Here is a 17,446-nt window from a genome sequence, read left to right on the forward strand (position 1 = left end):
GCTTTCTCCCTTGCTTTGGCCTGATTATTGCGCAGCCTTCAGGCCTTGCCACAGTTCCAGGTACTTCTCGCGGTTTTCATCGGAGACCGGACGCTGGAACTGCACACGGGCCACAACGGCAGGATCGCCCAGAACGCGCTTGTTGAATGCGTCATCAGGCAGAGCAGCAGCGGCCTTGGCATTTGCCGAAGCCGGGGCACCGCTTTCGGCCCATTTCACATAGAATTCCGGGTCAATCATCCAGTTGATAAAGGCGTGTGCTGCCTCTTTCTTGGTAGAGGTTTCAGGGATGGACAGCCCGTCAAGCCAACCGATTGCGCCTTCATCAGGGACGACGAACTGAACCGGCAGACCAGAGGCCATCGATCTGCTTGCAGAACCGGACCAGAATGTCGCCACGTCCAGATCACCGGCGGCCATGAACTGGTTCCAGTCGTTCTCCGAACCCCAGTAGGTTTTGATCTGTGGCATCAACGCCGCCAGCTTAGCCTCAATGGCATCCAGATCCTGAATGTCATTGATGTCCTGACCGGTGGCGATTGCAGCGAACTGAACCGCCTCCAGCGCATCGTCGCGGATCGACACCTTGCCTTCATGTGCTGGATCCCAGAACACCTCGATCGAGGTTGGCATTTCGCTGAACTCATTGGTGTTCACTGCAAACGAGGTCAGGCCCCACGTCCAGGGCACACCATGTAGCGCACCACCTGCATTCAGGTCCTGATTGGTGGCCATGTTCTCTGAGACATCGCTAAAGTTGGCAACAAGCGAGCTGTCAACCGGCCCAATCAAACCTTCGGCCTGTGCCTGAGGAGTGAAGGCCGCATTGATCAGAACCACGTCATAGGCACCCGGATTGGTCCGCAGCTTTGTCAGCATCTCCTGTTCCGAGTTGAAGTATTCATGAACAACGGTGTGACCGGTGGCTTCGGTAAACGCAGCGATGGCCCAGTCCTGATCGGTGCCATAGCCCTGCCAATTCAGAACGCGAATTTCATCAGCCAGTACGACCGTGCCCATGGTTGTGAGGGCAACTGAGGTTGCCAGAAAGATGTGTTTGTTCATTGTCGTCTCCCAGTTGGATGGTCTTTAGCTTCGGTTCTCGATCAACCAGCCTCTTTCTTGCTCAGGGCGTTTTCGACGACCGCTTCGGTTGGGGCTGTCGCCGGTCCTTTTTGTGTGGTCGACAAAGCTGCTGCGACATTTGCGTAAACGGCAGCTCGTTTTGGTGTTTCGCCGCGTGACATTCGGGCAATGAAACTGCCGATATGAGTGTCACCGGCCCCATTTGTGTCCAAGGCCTGAACACGGAAAGGTGCGATGTGTTCTAGGGTACCCTGCCGGGCCAGAATGCAGCCGTCTTCGCCCAGACGCACTACGACACCTCCGTCGCCGGGGCGTGTTTCAGCGAGTGTTTTGGCGGCTTCGGCCGGATCAGCGCGTCCTGTCAAAACCGCTGCTTCCCGCATATTCGCGCTGATCCACGTTGCTCGGGTCATCGCTGCCTGAAGAGCCTCGCGATTTAGTGAGGCGACTATGGGCGACGGGTCGAAAACCAGGTTGCGTAATTTGTCGTCACCGGTCAGCCATTGGTGTAGCGACTGACGCGATCCGGCGTAGTGCAAGGCATAACCCGACAGCAGCGTCCAACCGAACTCATGAAAGCTGATCTGAGTCAGATCTTCGTCAGTTACATGCCCCTCGGCACCGTCGCTGGCCACGAACGTTCGCTCGCCTTGCGGGTCGATCATCACGGTACAGCAACCCTGATCGCGGCTGAGATCCTGTGTCCGCAGGAAAGGAATACTCTCAGTGTTGAGGCCTTCGCGAACAATTTTGGCAAACGGACCGGACCCGATCGAGCCACCGTAGAACACCATCATGCCAGCGCGTTTCGCGGCGACCATCGCGTTGAAACCACCGCCCGGCGTGATTGAGAAACCTTTGACAATGGCTTCTTCACCTGGCGCGGGCACGGCTTCGACTTCGTAGAGAAGGTCGGCAACGACACCGGACATCTGCAAGAGGCGATTGGTCATCTCGGTGCCTCCGTCGTGTCGCGTGGCGCATCTGCTGATACGCCGCGTAGGGTCAACAGTTGTTCTGCCGTCGCTTCGATTGCGAGGTCATTTGCCGAGCGGACAGGGGCAAGCACCTTAGGGTCAATACTCTGGATGCCAGCGCAGGCACCTGCCATCGCGCCAGCAATCGCACCGATGGTGTCTGTATCGTCTCCTATGTTGGCCGCGATCCGAGCGGCTTCCCAAACATCACCTGAGGCCATTCGCACTACACCGAATGCCGCCGGGACAGATTCATATGATGCGACAGACGTTCCCACTAACTGCGCAAATTCGTCAGCAGCGATACCTGTGTCCGCAAGGTTCAATGCGTAAGATATCCGCTTGCGCATATCGGTTTCACCTGACCGGTAACCGCGTTCCTGCCCCTTCTCGGCAGCATCCAAAGCGGCTGTGATCGCAGCGTCGTAATCAAGCCCGTCCACGCCGCTGCTGACAACGGCAGCAACTGCCGCGGCTGCGGCGATCGCCTCGCCTGTGTTGTGCGTCATCCGGCAGGCCAGTTCGACGCGGTCCAGAAAAGTGTCGGATGGTTCGTATTTGGTGGCAATTCCAACCGGGGCGATCCGCATCGCAGCGCCGTTCGTTGTACCATTGCGTCCGGTTTCAAGTGCTGACTCCCCGGCCAGCATCGCGGCGAGCGCTGCTTTGGAGGACGGCCCCAGCAAATCGCGCAAACCCCGCGCCCTGACATCGCGTTCCCAATCCAGCAAGTCCTGTGCCCAAAGCGCCTCGTCAAAGCCATTGCAGTCTTCGACAAGGCGTTTCGCCAACAAGAACGCCTGCTCGGTGTCATCCGTCACCTGTGCCGCCCGAAGGCCGTGCGAAACGGGATGATCCGGGTAAGGCGCGACATAGGTGGTGATATCACCATAGTGGTCTGCGATCTGCTGTCGCGACAGGGTTTGGGATGGCATGCCCAATGCATCCCCGATTGCCATACCGGCGAGGGCACCACACGCGCGATCATATGCCAAGCCTCTGTCCGTCAACGCTGTCAAAACTCCATTTGCAGACCGAACAGGTCCGGATCCAGAATGCTTTCGACGTATTCCAGGGTTGCCCCGTCGGCTGAACGCGTCAGACGACAAAGCCGCAGCATTGGCTCTCCCTTCTCACGCCCCATCACGGCCGCATCCGCCGCGCTGAGGGCAGGCAGCACTCGGGCCCATTCTTTTCCCCCGTCGACGCTCAGCCCGCGAAGCCGCAGCGTTTCCGTCAATGACCCATTTTCAAGGCCGTTCTCCAGGATTTCGGAAAATCCAGAACGCCAGGCAACGCGACTGCGTTCGAGCGAAACGCCCTGACCGGTTTTCACGCGAAACCGTAAGCGGTCGACGATCAGGAAGTCGGTGTCGGTCAAATCCGGTACATCAGTCAGATCCATTCCCCCGCGCGCAAGACGTAAGACGCGGGTCGCGAGTTCGGTGTCACCCGAGGACAGCGCGACACTCCATCCGGTGCGGTCGTCGATAGTTTGACCACCAAAGGTCACAAACGATCCGATCCCTCTCCGGGTCGTGATCAAGCCTTTGCGGCAGAGGATTTCGAGGCTTTTGCGCACGGTATTTCGACTGACCGAAAACCGTCTGACAAGCTCATTTTCGCTGGCTAACGGTGTCCCGTTTCCAAGCCCGCCGGACCTGATCTCTTCTTCCAGCTGATGCGCTATTCTGACCGACTTGGAGGCTCCGATCAGATCGCTACTTGTTGATTCTTGTTCAAGCTTGTTCATACATGTACCTTATTCAGATTCGAAAACCTGTCAACAACGGTATTGGGTTCATTCGCCAGTTGGAAACTACCGCAGAGAATGGCAGCAGCAGGTTCTCTGCTGCTGACCTATAAAAATGTAACTGGGGTGTGCTTTCCGCAGCGAGGCACTTGCTGAGATGGACATTGTTTTCTAAGGTTCTGCGAACACAGTCACAATCTACAACGGGAGGGCACAAGCTGAACATGCGTATCATCCGCCGACTTCAGCATGGTCCCCGTTTCGCCCTGTAAATACGTTTGCAGGGCGGGTCCGAGAAACAACATTTCAATCGGTCTGCCCAAAGCCGCATCGCGGCACCTCCTAGTATGAGCAGAGACTCCGATGACTGTTATGAATATCAACGCATTAAGCGTAATCCGTGGTGACCTTCTTTTTGACAATCTGAACCTGGCAATTTCCAAAGGTGATCGCATTGGATTGGTTGCCGCGAATGGCCGCGGCAAGACAACACTTTTGGAATGTATGACCGGCCAAAACGAACCGACGACCGGGCAAATCATCCGAGCGCGCGGTTTGCGAGTTGGATATGTGACCCAATACGTTCCAGATCATGCCTTTGCCAAAACGCTCTACAATTGGGTGTTGGACGCCCTTCATGCCGAGCAGGCGGAATATGAAAGCTGGCGGGTGGATGTGGTGCTTGATGACCTGAGTGTTCCGTACGAGTTACAGCATAGCCCACTCAATGAGTTGAGCGGTGGTTGGCAAAGGACTGCACTGTTGGCCGCTGCCTGGATTCAGGAACCAGATATCCTATTGCTTGATGAGCCAACCAACCATTTGGATCTGCGTCGCATTGGACTGCTCCAAAGCTGGTTGTCTGGGTTGCGGCGTGATGTAGCAGTTGTTGTGTCATCGCATGATCGAGCATTTCTTGATGCGACGACTAACCGAACACTGTTTTTGCGCAGGGAGCGATCACACGCTTTTCCGCTCCCGTTTTCGGCAGCACGCACAGCGCTTGATGAAGCAGACGCCGCTGATCAACGGCGGTTTGCTAATGATTTGAACAAGGCGCAGCAGTTGCGCAGACAGGCGGCAAAGCTCAAGAACATTGGCATTAATTCCGGGTCTGACCTTTTGATCACGAAGACCAAACAGCTAAATGATCGGGCGGCGCAGATTGAGGCGAGTGCCAAACCCGCCCACCGGGAACACAGCGCAGGTGGTATCAAACTGGCCAACAGTGGAACTCATGCCAAAGCTCTGGTCACTTTGGATGACGCACGGGTTGAAACCCCGGACGGTCGGCTGCTGTACAAGACTGGGCGGAAATGGATTTTGCCCGGAGACCGCATCGTACTTTTGGGGGCGAATGGCACCGGGAAAACCCGATTGATTGAGATGGTACAAGATGCACTTTCTGGAGGCGGAGGAGAGGTCAGTTGTGCTCCTTCGGTTGTGCCAGCGTATTCTGATCAACATCTAAGCCAGCTTTCGAATAGCGAGACGCCGATGACGGCTGTGGCGGGGCAGTTTGACATAGGTGACCAACGCGCACGCGGCGTACTGGCGGGTGCGGGCGTGAAGATACAGATGCAAGATACCCGGATCGGAGCGCTGTCCGGCGGACAAAAGGCGCGTTTGGCGATGCTGATATTACGGCTGAAAAATCCGAATTTCTACTTGCTAGATGAACCGACGAACCATCTTGATATCGAGGGACAAGAGGCTCTTGAGGATGAATTGATCACACATAGTGCATCCTGTCTGCTTGTTAGTCACGATCGCAGTTTCTTGCGCAATGTCGGCAATCGGTTTTGGCTGATCACAGGGAAGGGACTGGAAGAAACGGACAGCCCAGAGCCGTTTCTGACAAAAGAGATGGGCTGATCGTGTATCCGGTGCCCTAGTAAATCTCTGAAGGTTAGCCATCGTGAAGCGGGCATTGATGTCTTTGCTGCGAAAGCTCATTTGTCCGCTTCACCGCCCAATGCGAACCACACAAGTAATGCCCGGTTTCTGCACTATGTGACGGCTATGTAAGCGAGACGCCAAAATCAGACCAACGGCAACCCCCGGCTTGAAGGACTTGCTCAGGCTTTGAATATCTCGATCTCCTCACGCAAACCGCGGACGGAATGGTATCCGACCGACTTCAAGTTATGCGCCAGGTGTTTTGCGACGCTCTTTGTTATCAGCATCTTTTCATCCAGCGATTTGCACAGTTCCTGAACGCGACTGGCCACGTTTACTGCCTGACCGACGACCGTGAAATCCAATCGGTCGGGGCTGCCGATGTTGCCGAAGGTCACCTGTCCAAAATCAATACCGATTACAAATTCTATGGCTTCCCGACCTTGCTCTGAGGCTTTGTCGTTAAAACCGCGCAGATTTACCAAAGCTTGATGCGCCGCTTGAACAGCAGACCTGCAAGAGGCTTGAACGTCGTCAGAGTTGAATACGGCAAGTATGCCATCCCCCATGAATTTGAGAACATCGCCACCTGCATCCTGAATGGGTGATACAACCATCTCGAAATACTCACCCATCATGTTCAGCAAATCGGTTTCGGACCAGGTTGAGGCTTTCTCGGTAAAGCCACGGAGGTCCGCGAACAGTATCGCTGCGGAAACCGTCTTGTGTTCGCCTCGTTTTATATGTCCCTGACCGACTTCTTCTGCGGGGCCGCGACCCAGATAGGTTTGAAGAAGACTCATCTGAGAATGGCGCATTGCGATGGGTTCCAAAGCAGCGGCAAGAGCGTAGCGCGTGTCTTCAATGTATCTGATGTGCTTGTCCGAAAACCCAGTTTTCGCATTCGAGGTGAAACTGGTGCCCTGAACCGATCCATTGCCATGTTCCAGTGGGATGGCCAGAAAGTCTGTGGCACCGGCTTGGGTAAGCTCGGAATAAACAGGGTGTTCAGCCGCGAGATCGAGATCAATCAGGCGTTTGCGCAGAGGACGCCGCTGAGTGACGACATACTCAAAAGGACTGCCGTGCCAAGCGCTGGTCGACAGAACTGTGGTCGGCACAGTGTAGCGGTGGGTTTCCTCGGGTGTCCAGATGATCCCCCACGCACTCAGCAGTGGGTTGGAGTAATTCTGAGCAATCCGTGCACGGCTCAACGGTACGCCAAGCTTCTCTAATCCTTCGCAATAACTTTTGACGATTTGCACCTCATCGCCAAGCAATCGACCTTTGGAAATCAACCAATGGTTCAGGTGATCAATCTCGGACACGGTTCTCTCGCAATGTGTTGGCGCACATACAATCTATACACCGTTGGCAGTGAAAGCACCTATGCTGGCTCGAAGGGTGCGATTTTTGGGGCGACGTTGAAAAGGCAGGCCCTCGCTGACCACTGTGTTGCGCCGATGGTAGCGACCAAGCCATCCCGATCACTGTCGTTTGTTTTGCGCTTCCAAGCAGTACAATTACTGCTGCGTGTGCGGAAACGGTGTTGTCGCGATACTGCCAAAAAAGCAGCCGCCCGTGTTTGCCGCAGCGATCTTGCTCAGTCGAAACCACTGACCACAGACCTATTGCAATAAGTCGACGGGGTGAGATTTCCCGACGAACTTTGCCCAAAAATCTGACTGAACTCAAACGATGACCACCGCGTCAGCAGTCTAAGCGCGAGTTCCGTATGAGATCAGCTCTGACAAAAAATGCCTGGGACATTTGTGGTATAAGAACGCCCCGGGCTCCAATTCCAATCAACCGTTCAGATATACCGTTTCACCGGTATCTATCGCCTGTTGCGCAGCTTGCCCCATTCTAACGGCCCAGAGACCGTCTTCTAAACTCACGTCCGGTTTGGCCTTTTCGCCGCGAAGCAAAGCCAGAAAGCCCTCATGCTGATAATAGGTTGACCCGTTGTGATCCCCGGCTGCCAGCAGGCCGGGCTCCACTGGAGCGTCCACTGACACAGGCCCTTTTGGATTGCGTGGACTAACGATTACCTTTGGTGTTGGTGCGTCACCCAGGTGATCCGGCCAGAAGCGTCCGGGTCCGGGTACAAGCGCTTCGATTTTGGCATCCGGCCCAACAGCCGATATTTCTTCTTGATAGCGAGATCCTTCGGCGAACATGCAAAGTTCCAGCATAGCGCGTGCACCTGAAGCAAACTCGGCAATTACATAGCCGTGGTCGAGAATGTCCGGAGATTTGCCGTCGTAACTCTCGTCCAGATGGTTAACGGCCTGCCCCCCGCTCGCGGTGATACGCACCGGGTCAGATTTCAATATCAAGCGCATGAGATCGAAGAAGTGGCAGCATTTTTCAACAAAAGTGCCACCCGTATTGCGGTTGAATCGATTCCAGTGCCCGACCTTTTCAAGAAATGGAAAGCGATGCTCGCGGATTGATAGCATCTTTACACCACCCGTCGCCTCAGCCTTTTCGATCAGAGCTGCAATGGGAGGCATATACCGGTATTCCATAGCAACCCAGATCGGGCACGGGTAATCGCGCTGTACCTGCTCCAGCCGATCCAAATCCCTTGAATCCGTGAACAGTGGCTTCTCTACCAACAGAGGCAGCGGGCGCGTGTCAGCAACTTCGCAGATCTGGTCCACATGCAGATGGTTCGGGCTGGCAATGACGATACAATCCAGTTCTTTAACCGCCAGAAGCTCCTGGACTGAACCTACCATGATTGCGGTCGGTGTAATCTCCGCTGCCGCAGCGGCCATCTTTGGATCAGGTTCAAATATTGCCGTTACACGAGTACCTTCCAGCAAGTCGATATTGTGAAGGTGCTCTTGCCCCATCATGCCGCATCCAATCAGCCCGTAATTGATGGTCCGGGTCATGCGTGCTTCCTTTTACTTTAAACGTTGGACGTAGTTGGCCCGATCCGGATCGAACCATGTTTTCGAGAACTCAACGGGTTCGGCGCTTTCCGACCAGCTGAAACGTTCGATATAGCCGGCTGCTTCGCCTGCCTGTTTAGTGAAATTGGGCGGCGTCCAATCCGGTAATGGTTGGACTGAAACCCTGTCTTCGGCCCTTGCGATCCAAAAACCCAGTTGGCGCTGATAGTAGCGGTAGAGAGAGTCGGAAAGCAGGCTCTGGTCGATCAATCCCGCTGATTCGTCGAGCCAGATTTCCTCGACCGCAATAATTGTATCATTCAGGTAGCGCATCCGGCGCACCCTTGAGCCTGCATCAGAAGCTCCGAAACTTGGCAGATCGGCCGGCTTCTTCAGATGATCAACTGACAGGATATCTGCGCGCGGCAATCCGCCCCCTTCAGGTAACTCAAGCCTGAACATCGCGTAGACGCTGTCTTGTGTTCCGGTCTCGCGAATATAGTTGCCCGAACCTTGAATGCGCTCCAGCATCCCTTTTTTTTCCAGCTCAGCGAGCGATTTTCGCAACGTCCCAACCGAGACTTTCAATTCCGCTGCCATCTCACGTTCAGGCGACAATCGTTCACCATCAATCAGGCGGCCCGCTGCGATATCGCGGATCAGCAGTTCTGCGATCTGGATGTAAACCGGCAGTGCGTTCGGATTTCTGTCGGATGCGTTCATGTGGGGCGCTTCACTCGGTCGCAGGAAAAATTGATACACTATTGATCTACATCAAAGCGATTGCTACGCAAGAGGAAAAGCGAAACCGACGCGGAGAGCGACTCAGATGACCATCGTCCCAATCACATCGCCCGATCTGGAAGCGGTGGAGGTGTCTTGGTTCGCGGCGCTGTGTTCAGATGATTATCAGTTTCTGGGTGTGCCTGATGGTGACTTGCGGTCGAGCTGGGAGCATTGTTCCGGCATCGTGAGAGAGGCCGAGGCGCAAGGATTTCGCAACATCCTGTGCCCGTCATCGTATCAGGTTGGTCAGGACACGCTGAGCTTTGTGGCGGGATGTGCGCCAATCACTGAAAAGATCAACCTGTTGGCCGCCGTGCGTTGTGGCGAGATGCAGCCGATCATGCTGGCCCGCACCATCGCTACGCTGGATCACATGCTGAAAGGCAGGCTAACCGTCAACATCATCTCGTCTGACTTCCCTGGTGAGAAAGCCGACAGTGCGTTCCGCTACCAGCGTTCGCGCGAAGTGGTCGAGATTCTGAAACAGGCGTGGACACAGGATGAGATCAACCATGCTGGTGAGGTCTACAACTTTTCGGGTCTGACGACTGATCCGGCGAAACCCTATCAGACTGGTGGTCCGCTACTTTATTTCGGTGGCTATTCTCCGTCCGCTTTGGACCTGTGCGGCGAACATTGCGACGTTTACCTGATGTGGCCCGAAACCAAGGATCAACTGGCCGAGCGGATGAAGGCGGTGCACGCGGTTGCGGAAAACTATAACCGGACGCTGGATTACGGACTGCGCGTGCACATGATCGTTCGCGATACCGAGGCCGAAGCTCAGGAATACGCAGATTACATCGTCTCCAAACTGGATGATGAATACGGTCGCGCCATCCGCGAACGCGCTTTGGACGCGACCTCTTTGGGCGTCGCGCATCAGGCGAAGAACCGCGATCTGGCAGACGAGTATGGCTATGTCGAACCTGGTTTGTGGACAGGCGTTGGTCGTGCACGCTCGGGCTGTGGTGCCGCGCTGGTCGGGTCGACCGATCAGGTTATGTCCAAGATCGAAGAGTATCAGAAGATGGGCATCCGAGCCTTTATCTTCTCGGGCTACCCGCACCTGGACGAAGCAAGACATTTCGGCGTCCGAGTGATGCCCAATCTGAAAACCTGCTCGCTGCCCGAAGCTTATGGGCGCGTGCCTGCAACCACCCCAGCGACTCCGCTGGGCAACGGAGTTCGTCGCTGATGCAACGTGTGAAACTGTCTGACACGCTGGAAATGAGCCGTCTTGTCTATGGCATGTGGCGCCTGGGCGACGACAGCGATACCTCGGCAGCCCATGTCGAGGCAAAGATCCAGGCCTGTCTGGATCAGGGCATCACCACCTTCGATCAGGCCGATATCTACGGCGACTACAATGCCGAGGCCGTTTTGGGTGCTGCCCTGCGCGAAAATCCTGCACTGCGCCAGAAGATGGAGATTGTCACCAAATGCGATATCGTGGCGCCTTGCGGACGGTATTCGCATGCCAAAGTTAAGTACTACGACACATCACGGGCGCATATCCTGAAGTCGGTCGAGACGTCTCTGTCCGAAATGGCCATCGACCATATCGACCTGCTGCTGATCCACCGCCCCGATCCGTTCATGGACCACAATGAAACGGGTGCTGCACTGGATGAGGTCGTCGCCAGTGGCAAGGTCGGCGCGGTTGGCGTGTCCAATTTCCGTCCTTGGGATTGGTCCCTGCTGCAATCGGCTATGAAAACGGAACTAGTTACGAACCAGATCGAGATTTCGCTGGGTGAGATTAGCCCTTTCACCAATGGCGACCTAGCCTTTCACCAACAACATGGCCATCCGTTGATGGCGTGGTCCCCACTGGGCGGCGGTTTGCTGATGGCCGGAAATCCGCCGGTCGGTGTCGTTGCGGATGAGATTGCGGAGGAATTCGGCGTCGATCGAGCCGCTGTTGCGATTGCCTTTCTGCTTGCCCATCCGGCCAACATTCTGCCGGTTCTGGGTACAAACAATCTGAACCGGATCACACGCGCCTCGGACGCGCTCAAAGTCAAACTGGACCGTGAAAGCTGGTATCGTCTGTATGAGGCGGCGCTGGGACATGAGGTGCCATGATGAATGCAATCTCACGCGACATGACCCACACATTCGTGCCGCACAAGGACGACACTCGAACCCTGCGCGATGCCTTTGGCCGTTTTGCCACCGGCGTCACCGTCGTGACCTGCGACAGCGAAGATGGGCCGATCTGTATCACCGCCAACAGTTTCTCGTCCCTGTCGCTCGATCCGCCGTTGGTCATGTGGGCCGGTGACCGCAATTCGCGCCGGTTTCGTTATTTCCACACGGCACGCCATTTCAGCGTGCATGTTCTGTCAGCCCAACAGGCCGAGCTGTGTTTTGGTTGCTCAAAGGACGCTCATGCACTGCGCAAGATCGAACATGACCGCTGTGAAAACGGCACCCCTTTACTGCCGGGCAGCCTTGCCCGGTTCGAATGCGAGCAGCACGCTTATCACGATGCAGGCGATCACGTGATCGTGGTGGGCAAAGTGCTGAAGGTCAGCATGGCGGATGGAGACGCGCTGACCTTTTATGCCGGAAAGCTCGGCCAATTTGCGCATCACTAAGCGCAATATGACGACTGCGGGGCCAACTCGCGGCTGACAATGGGAGGATCCGCATGGGCGGATTGACGTCGGTGCTGGCACCGATTGCATTCGTAAACGAAACCGTGCTGCGATTGGGCCGCGCGGTTGGCGTTGTTGCGATTGTGCTCATGGTGATCGCAATCCTGATTCAGGTTTTCTTCCGATACGTGCTTAGCAACGCTTTGCCCTGGCCGGATGAGGCCGCGCGGTTCTGCATGCTATGGATGACCGGTTTGATGGCGCCGACCGCGTTTCGGCGCGGCGGGTTTGTGGCCATAGATATGCTGGAGCGACTGCTGCCTCGCAACATTGGTCAGCTGCTAAACTTGTTCCTGTTTGCCATCTCGTTGGCTGTGTTGTTGGTTGCTGTGAAAATCGGCTGGTCCGAAGTCACTGGCTTTGGTGGAAAGTTCGCAACTGCTGCTTTGTACCTGCCGACATCTTTCAGTTTTGACGAATGGTTCCGCATTCCGCGCAGTTGGATGATGGCGTCGCTGCTTGTTGGGATCGTATTGCTGATCTCGGTGAATATCGAACTCATACTGCGGTCCTTCATCACGCTTATTGGCGGTGGTCACCTGTTGCCGGAAATCCCGGATGCCGCGGTGGGGGCCGAATAAATGCTGATCTGGTTCCTGCCCACTTTCCTTGTTTTCCTGCTGATCGGCCTGCCGGTCTTTTTCGCTCTGCTGGCCGCGCCCGGCATTCTGCTTTGGCTAAACGGTCAGACGAATGACATCACGCTGCTTTATCGCAATGTCTACAATGGCATGGACAGTTTCCCACTGATGGCGATCCCTTTCTTCATGCTGGCCGGAGAGCTGATGAATCGCGGCGGCATTACTATCCGTCTGGTCGAGTTTTCACAGGCTTTGATGGGGCATTTGCGCGGTGGGCTTGCGCATGTGAATGTACTGAGCTCAATTTTGTTCGCGGGCCTTTCGGGGTCTGCCGTGGCGGACACTTCGGCGCTTGGGTCGATGCTGATCCCGGCAATGGAGAAACAGGGCTATACCCGCAAATTCGCGGCGGCGATTACAGCGGCGAGTTCCGTGATCGGACCGATCATTCCGCCTTCGGGCATCATGATCATCTATGCCTACGTAATGGGCGAAAGCGTGGCTGCTTTGTTCCTTGCCGGTATCGTCCCCGGAGTGATGGTTGGTGTCGGCCTGATGCTGATGATCAAGGTAATGGCCGACCGTTATGATTTCCCGGTCGCCAGCCGCAAATACACCTGGCCCGAGCGTCGTCAGGCCAGCCTCAAGGCGTTCTTTCCGCTAATGACCCCGGTCATCATTCTGGGCGGCATTCTGGGCGGCATCTTCACCCCGACCGAAGCCGCCGCCGTTGCCGTGGGGTATGCCTTCATCATCGGCTTCTTTGTTCTGCGCACCCTGAGTTTGAAGGAAGTGCCCGAGGTTCTCAGCAATGCGGGCATGACCTCGGCCGTCGTGCTGTTGCTGGTTGGTGCAGCGATGGCGTTCAAAACTGTGGTCAGCCTCAGCCACGCGCCGGAGCAACTCGCCTCGTTGATCCTCAGCCTGTCGGAGAACCCGCTGATCCTGCTGTTTCTGATCAACCTGCTGCTGTTCATCGTCGGCATGTTCCTGGATGCAGGCCCTGCGATCATCATTCTTGGTCCGATCCTGGGCCCTATCTTTACGAGCCTCGGCGTCGACCCGATCCATTTCGCCATTATCATGAGCGTCAATCTGACCGTCGGTCTGGCCACACCGCCGATGGGGCTGGTGCTGTTCGTGGCCGCCGCCGTGTCGCGCGAACGGGTCGAAACCATTGCCAAGGCAATCCTGCCGTTTCTGGCGGTCGAAATCATCGTGATCTTTTTGATCACCTATATTCCCGAACTATCCATGACGATCCCGAGAATAACGGGATTTGCAAACTGAACTGAGTATCACAGGGAGGAAACGCATGCTCAGAGAATTCTTCAGAACCGCAGCGGTGGCGACGTCGCTGCTGGCTGCATCCGCCATCACGGCGACAGCGGCTGATTACACTTTGCGCGCTACGGCCAATTCGAATGAAAACGACGAAGATTATGACGGCCTGATCGTCTTCAAAAATTACGTCGAAGCGGCCTCGAACGGTGCGATCGAAGTCGAGTTGTTCATCGGCACGCAACTGTGTTCGAACGGCGCGGAATGCCTGCAAGGTGTGGCTGATGGCACTATCGACATCTACATCTCTACCTCTGGTGGTGCTTCGGGTATCTTCCCGTACGTTCAGGTCCTAGACCTGCCTTACCTGATGGCCGATGACCGTGTCGCTGAGCGCGTTCTGTCTGGTGATTTCACGCGCACAATGCGCGAGATGGCGCTGGAGGATTCCGGCGGTGCGATCCGTCTGATGACCATCGGCAATACCGGCGGCTGGCGCAATTTCGCGAACACGCAACGCCGCATTGCCGAACCCGCCGACATGGAAGGGCTAAAGATCCGCACCGTGGTCGCCGACCTGCCTCAGGAACTGGTAAAGGCTTTGGGCGCGTCGCCCACTCCGATCCCGTGGCCTGAGCTGTTCACCAGCTTCCAGACCGGTGTTGTTGAAGGATCCAAGAACGGCATCACCGACATCATGGGCATGAAATTCCCTGATGCTGGCCTGCAATATGTCACGCTGGACGGCCACGCCTACATGGGTGCGCTGTGGTGGATGAATAACGCCAAGTTCCAGGAGATGCCTGAAGACCTTCGCCGCGTGGTCGTTGATGGTTTCTACGCTCTGCAGCAGGCCACTTTTGCCTCGCCCAAGCGCAAGTCAATCCAGGCCTACGAAGATTTCGTTGCAGGCGGCGGTGATCTGTACGTTCCGACACCCGAGCAGAAAGCCGCGTTCAAAGATGCTGCTACGCCTGTTTACGAGTGGTTCCAGTCCAATGTGGCCCGTGGTGATGAGATCTTTGCTGCACTGACCGAAGCTGTTTCGATCGCAGAAGGCGAGATCAACGCGTCACGCGATGCAGACCTGAACTAACGATGGTGGGTCGGGCCTGATGGCCCGGCCCTCACCGAAACGGGTACATCCACCCTTTGTAGTCGTTGACCAGAACATGCGCCTTTTCGATTTGCTCCGGCGACATTTTCTTGACCACTTCCTCAAGGCTGATCGCCGCGTCGGGATCGCCGCCAATAGCGCTGAGCGTGTACCACATATATGCCCGCACCAGATCGGGCGCTGGCATGCCCAGACCCAGTTCATAATACCAACCGACGCCGGATTGCGCCCCGGGATGCCCTTTCATCGAGGCGCGCAGGTACCATTCAAAGGCCCGCTCATAGTCCTGCTCGACACCCAGACCAAGGCCATACATCACACCGATCAGTTCTTCGGCCTCGGCGTTGCCCGAGCGTGCTGCTGGCAACAGTTCCTCACGCGCGGCTTCGAACTCACCTGCCTCCATCATGTCACGGGCCTGCTCCAGCTCGGCCAGCGCCGGGGTCGCAAGAAGACAAAGGGCAAAAACAAACTGGCGCATGGGATGGCTGCTTTCCTCTGGGCCGGAACGGCAATGGCACAGGAGTTGCCACGACCGCTGACTGATGACGATTTCCTGTCCTTTGATATGGAACAGGCCGCCATCGGTCATCAACTGTTTTACGACCCGATCCTATCGGGCAATCAGAACATATCTTGTGCACATTGCCACCATCCGGATTTAGGCACGTCGGATGGGTTATCGCTGGGGATCGGAGAAGGTGGGGAAGGTCTGGGGCCTGACCGCACACCGGGAACCGGACCTGACAAAATCCGCAAACGCATACCCCGCAATTCTCCGGGTTTGTGGAACCTTGGGGTAAAGGAAATCCATACTGTCTTTCATGACGGTCGCCTCAGTATCTCAGATATTTACGGCAACGGCTTTAATTCCCCTGCACAGGAATGGTTGCCCGACGGGCTGAACTCTCTACTAGCTGCTCAGGCATTGTTTCCACTGACCTCGCAGTTCGAAATGGCAGGCAACGTTGCCGAAAACCAAGTGACTGGGGCTGTGCATGATCGCATCGACAAAGGTTGGCCGATTTTGGCGAAACGCGTCCGTACCAGCCCATACTACGGTCCTGCGATGGTTGCTGCCTTCGATGAAGTTGAGACTGCTGAAGAGATCACCATTACCCAGATCGCAAACGCGCTGGCAGCCTTCATGGCAATCGAATGGCGCAGCACGGATAGTCCGTTCGATCAATATCTGGCTGGTAACACCAAAGCCCTGACGGCTGCCCAAAAAAGCGGTATGGACCTGTTTTATGGAAAGGCTCAATGCTCCTCTTGCCATTCCGGCCCGTTGATGACGGATCAGAGGTTTCACGCCTTGGGTGTGCCGCCTTTCGGTCCGGGTCGAACCCGGCAATGGGATCCGTATGCCCGTGATGTCGGACGCATGGGTGAAAGCGATCGTCTGGAAGATGCCTATAGGTTCCGCACGCCTATGCTGCGCAACGTGGCCCTGACCGCACCTTACGGTCACAATGGTGCCTTTCCCGATTTGGAAAGCATCATTCGCCATCACTTAGATCCTCACTCAAGCCTGGAGAATTGGAAACCTCAAATGGCTGCGTTGCCAAAAGTTCCATGGTTACAAAAAACTGATTTTTTGGTTTGGGAAGACCGGTTTGAGATGGAACGTCAGATCAGAAAGATCGACATTGATCCGATCCAACTTACAGAGCCGGAAGTCCAAAACCTAATTTCTTTCATGCACTCTTTGACAGGGTTCAGCGTAAATTCACCGAAATTTGGTGTGCCCAAGGGGTTTGTTCCTTAACCCTCCCGCACATCCCTAGTGCTGTTGGGCAAAACTGAACTGCATCCGCAGCATTGTGATACAAATTCGAATGGCGCCGTTGGACCGTTCGCGATTTGCTGCAGTTGCAATGCTCAGACCATCGATGAAAGTCTGATCAAGGCTCGAAGTATCAGTCAAAGCGCACTGCAGAGAACGGCGGTTTTGAACCCAAAGCAACCGAAACAGCAAGGTGCACAAACGTCTACTATTCGTCGGTCTGATTGTAGGCCTAGTGTTGCTCGATCCCGATCGTTCGGAAGGGGAAATGGTATGCATACTATGAAGGGCATCACAGTAGCTTTACCGGGCCAGCCGTTCAGGCAGAGCAATTCTTACAAAACTGTATATCAGCGGTGAGTTGGATTTAAGGCTCAAACATCACTTCCTTTCAGATAGACGAAAGGACAAGATATGAGTTCCCTAACAGCCTTTTACCCCAGAGTTTGCAGCATTCTCAATGCGATGTTCCTCGTCCCATTCGTTGTACTCTTCGGGCTGATGATGTCGGTCTTTGCACTTGGGCTATTTCTGATTTCGGTTGGGGCTTTGTTGGCGATTGGCAAGCAGGTCGAAGACGCAAATCTCAAAGTGCCTCAACCTTCAAACTGAAT

17 protein-coding genes are annotated in these 17,446 nt (G+C 55.5%); 9 read left to right on the top strand and 8 right to left on the bottom strand.

What is annotated here, in order from left to right; translation table 11 throughout:
- Positions 1-24 precede the first annotated feature (24 nt).
- Genes ACR0IO_RS15340 through ACR0IO_RS15355 form a run of 4 tightly spaced genes read right to left on the bottom strand, consistent with a single transcriptional unit; the run spans position 25 to position 3,816 of the window.
- Positions 25-1,065 carry an ABC transporter substrate-binding protein gene (locus ACR0IO_RS15340; protein WP_155149404.1) on the bottom strand — a complete coding sequence of 347 codons (1,041 nt, stop codon included), beginning with the start codon at positions 1,063-1,065 and terminating at the stop codon, positions 25-27.
- 41 nt (positions 1,066-1,106) lie between these two features.
- A complete protein-coding gene (locus ACR0IO_RS15345; RefSeq protein WP_480742462.1) occupies positions 1,107-2,039 on the bottom strand; it encodes a PfkB family carbohydrate kinase in 933 nt (310 codons plus the stop codon).
- Entirely contained in the window at positions 2,036-3,058 is a 1,023-nt protein-coding gene (locus ACR0IO_RS15350; protein WP_480742463.1) for an ADP-ribosylglycohydrolase family protein, read from the bottom strand. Before ACR0IO_RS15350 ends, ACR0IO_RS15345 begins: the two co-directional genes overlap by 4 nt.
- Before the next feature lie 20 nt (positions 3,059-3,078).
- On the bottom strand, positions 3,079-3,816 hold the full coding sequence (locus tag ACR0IO_RS15355; RefSeq protein WP_155149400.1) for a GntR family transcriptional regulator: 738 nt from the start codon (positions 3,814-3,816) through the stop codon (positions 3,079-3,081).
- A gap of 363 nt (positions 3,817-4,179) precedes the next feature.
- Here ACR0IO_RS15355 and ACR0IO_RS15360 point away from each other — a divergent pair, with 363 nt between their 5' ends.
- The gene (locus ACR0IO_RS15360; RefSeq protein WP_480742465.1) at positions 4,180-5,691 is read left to right on the top strand and encodes an ABC-F family ATP-binding cassette domain-containing protein; all 1,512 of its coding nucleotides are present in this window, start codon (positions 4,180-4,182) and stop codon (positions 5,689-5,691) included.
- A 203-nt stretch (positions 5,692-5,894) separates the two neighbouring features.
- On the opposite strand, the gene ACR0IO_RS15365 is transcribed toward ACR0IO_RS15360, so the two are convergent.
- The 3 genes from ACR0IO_RS15365 to ACR0IO_RS15375 form a co-directional block, all read right to left on the bottom strand.
- A complete protein-coding gene (locus ACR0IO_RS15365) occupies positions 5,895-7,043 on the bottom strand; it encodes an adenylate/guanylate cyclase domain-containing protein (RefSeq protein WP_480742467.1) in 1,149 nt (382 codons plus the stop codon).
- 477 nt (positions 7,044-7,520) lie between these two features.
- The gene (locus ACR0IO_RS15370) at positions 7,521-8,618 is read right to left on the bottom strand and encodes a Gfo/Idh/MocA family protein (protein WP_480742468.1); all 1,098 of its coding nucleotides are present in this window, start codon (positions 8,616-8,618) and stop codon (positions 7,521-7,523) included.
- Between the two features lie 12 nt (positions 8,619-8,630).
- Complete coding sequence (locus tag ACR0IO_RS15375; protein ID WP_480742469.1) at positions 8,631-9,341, bottom strand: GntR family transcriptional regulator; 711 nt, start codon at positions 9,339-9,341, stop codon at positions 8,631-8,633.
- A 106-nt stretch (positions 9,342-9,447) separates the two neighbouring features.
- Between ACR0IO_RS15375 and ACR0IO_RS15380 the strand changes: the two genes are divergently transcribed.
- From ACR0IO_RS15380 to ACR0IO_RS15405, 6 genes are read left to right on the top strand one after another with little or no spacing between them, the layout of a single operon-like run.
- Positions 9,448-10,602: an LLM class flavin-dependent oxidoreductase gene (locus ACR0IO_RS15380; RefSeq protein WP_480742470.1), complete on the top strand. Its 1,155-nt coding sequence runs from the start codon at positions 9,448-9,450 to the stop codon at positions 10,600-10,602.
- A complete protein-coding gene (locus ACR0IO_RS15385; RefSeq protein WP_480742471.1) occupies positions 10,602-11,492 on the top strand; it encodes an aldo/keto reductase in 891 nt (296 codons plus the stop codon). The genes ACR0IO_RS15380 and ACR0IO_RS15385 overlap by 1 nt, the downstream gene beginning before the upstream one ends.
- Entirely contained in the window at positions 11,492-12,007 is a 516-nt protein-coding gene (locus ACR0IO_RS15390) for a flavin reductase family protein (RefSeq protein ID WP_480742472.1), read from the top strand. Before ACR0IO_RS15385 ends, ACR0IO_RS15390 begins: the two co-directional genes overlap by 1 nt.
- 53 nt (positions 12,008-12,060) lie before the next feature.
- On the top strand, positions 12,061-12,648 hold the full coding sequence (locus ACR0IO_RS15395; protein WP_480742473.1) for a TRAP transporter small permease: 588 nt from the start codon (positions 12,061-12,063) through the stop codon (positions 12,646-12,648).
- Positions 12,649-13,938 (top strand): TRAP transporter large permease, encoded by a 1,290-nt coding sequence (locus ACR0IO_RS15400; RefSeq protein WP_155149384.1) that lies wholly within the window; start codon positions 12,649-12,651, stop codon positions 13,936-13,938.
- Between the two features lie 25 nt (positions 13,939-13,963).
- Positions 13,964-15,025 (top strand): TRAP transporter substrate-binding protein, encoded by a 1,062-nt coding sequence (locus ACR0IO_RS15405; protein ID WP_480742474.1) that lies wholly within the window; start codon positions 13,964-13,966, stop codon positions 15,023-15,025.
- A 31-nt stretch (positions 15,026-15,056) separates the two neighbouring features.
- Here ACR0IO_RS15405 and ACR0IO_RS15410 read toward each other — a convergent pair whose 3' ends face one another.
- Positions 15,057-15,527 (bottom strand): tetratricopeptide repeat protein, encoded by a 471-nt coding sequence (locus ACR0IO_RS15410; protein ID WP_480742475.1) that lies wholly within the window; start codon positions 15,525-15,527, stop codon positions 15,057-15,059.
- 3 nt (positions 15,528-15,530) lie between these two features.
- Between ACR0IO_RS15410 and ACR0IO_RS15415 the strand changes: the two genes are divergently transcribed.
- The gene (locus ACR0IO_RS15415) at positions 15,531-16,814 is read left to right on the top strand and encodes a cytochrome-c peroxidase (protein WP_480742476.1); all 1,284 of its coding nucleotides are present in this window, start codon (positions 15,531-15,533) and stop codon (positions 16,812-16,814) included.
- A 432-nt stretch (positions 16,815-17,246) separates the two neighbouring features.
- Entirely contained in the window at positions 17,247-17,444 is a 198-nt protein-coding gene (locus ACR0IO_RS15420) for a hypothetical protein (RefSeq protein ID WP_480742477.1), read from the top strand.
- Positions 17,445-17,446 lie beyond the last annotated feature (2 nt).

It is taken from the genome of Ruegeria sp. CE12 (genome assembly GCF_056537525.1).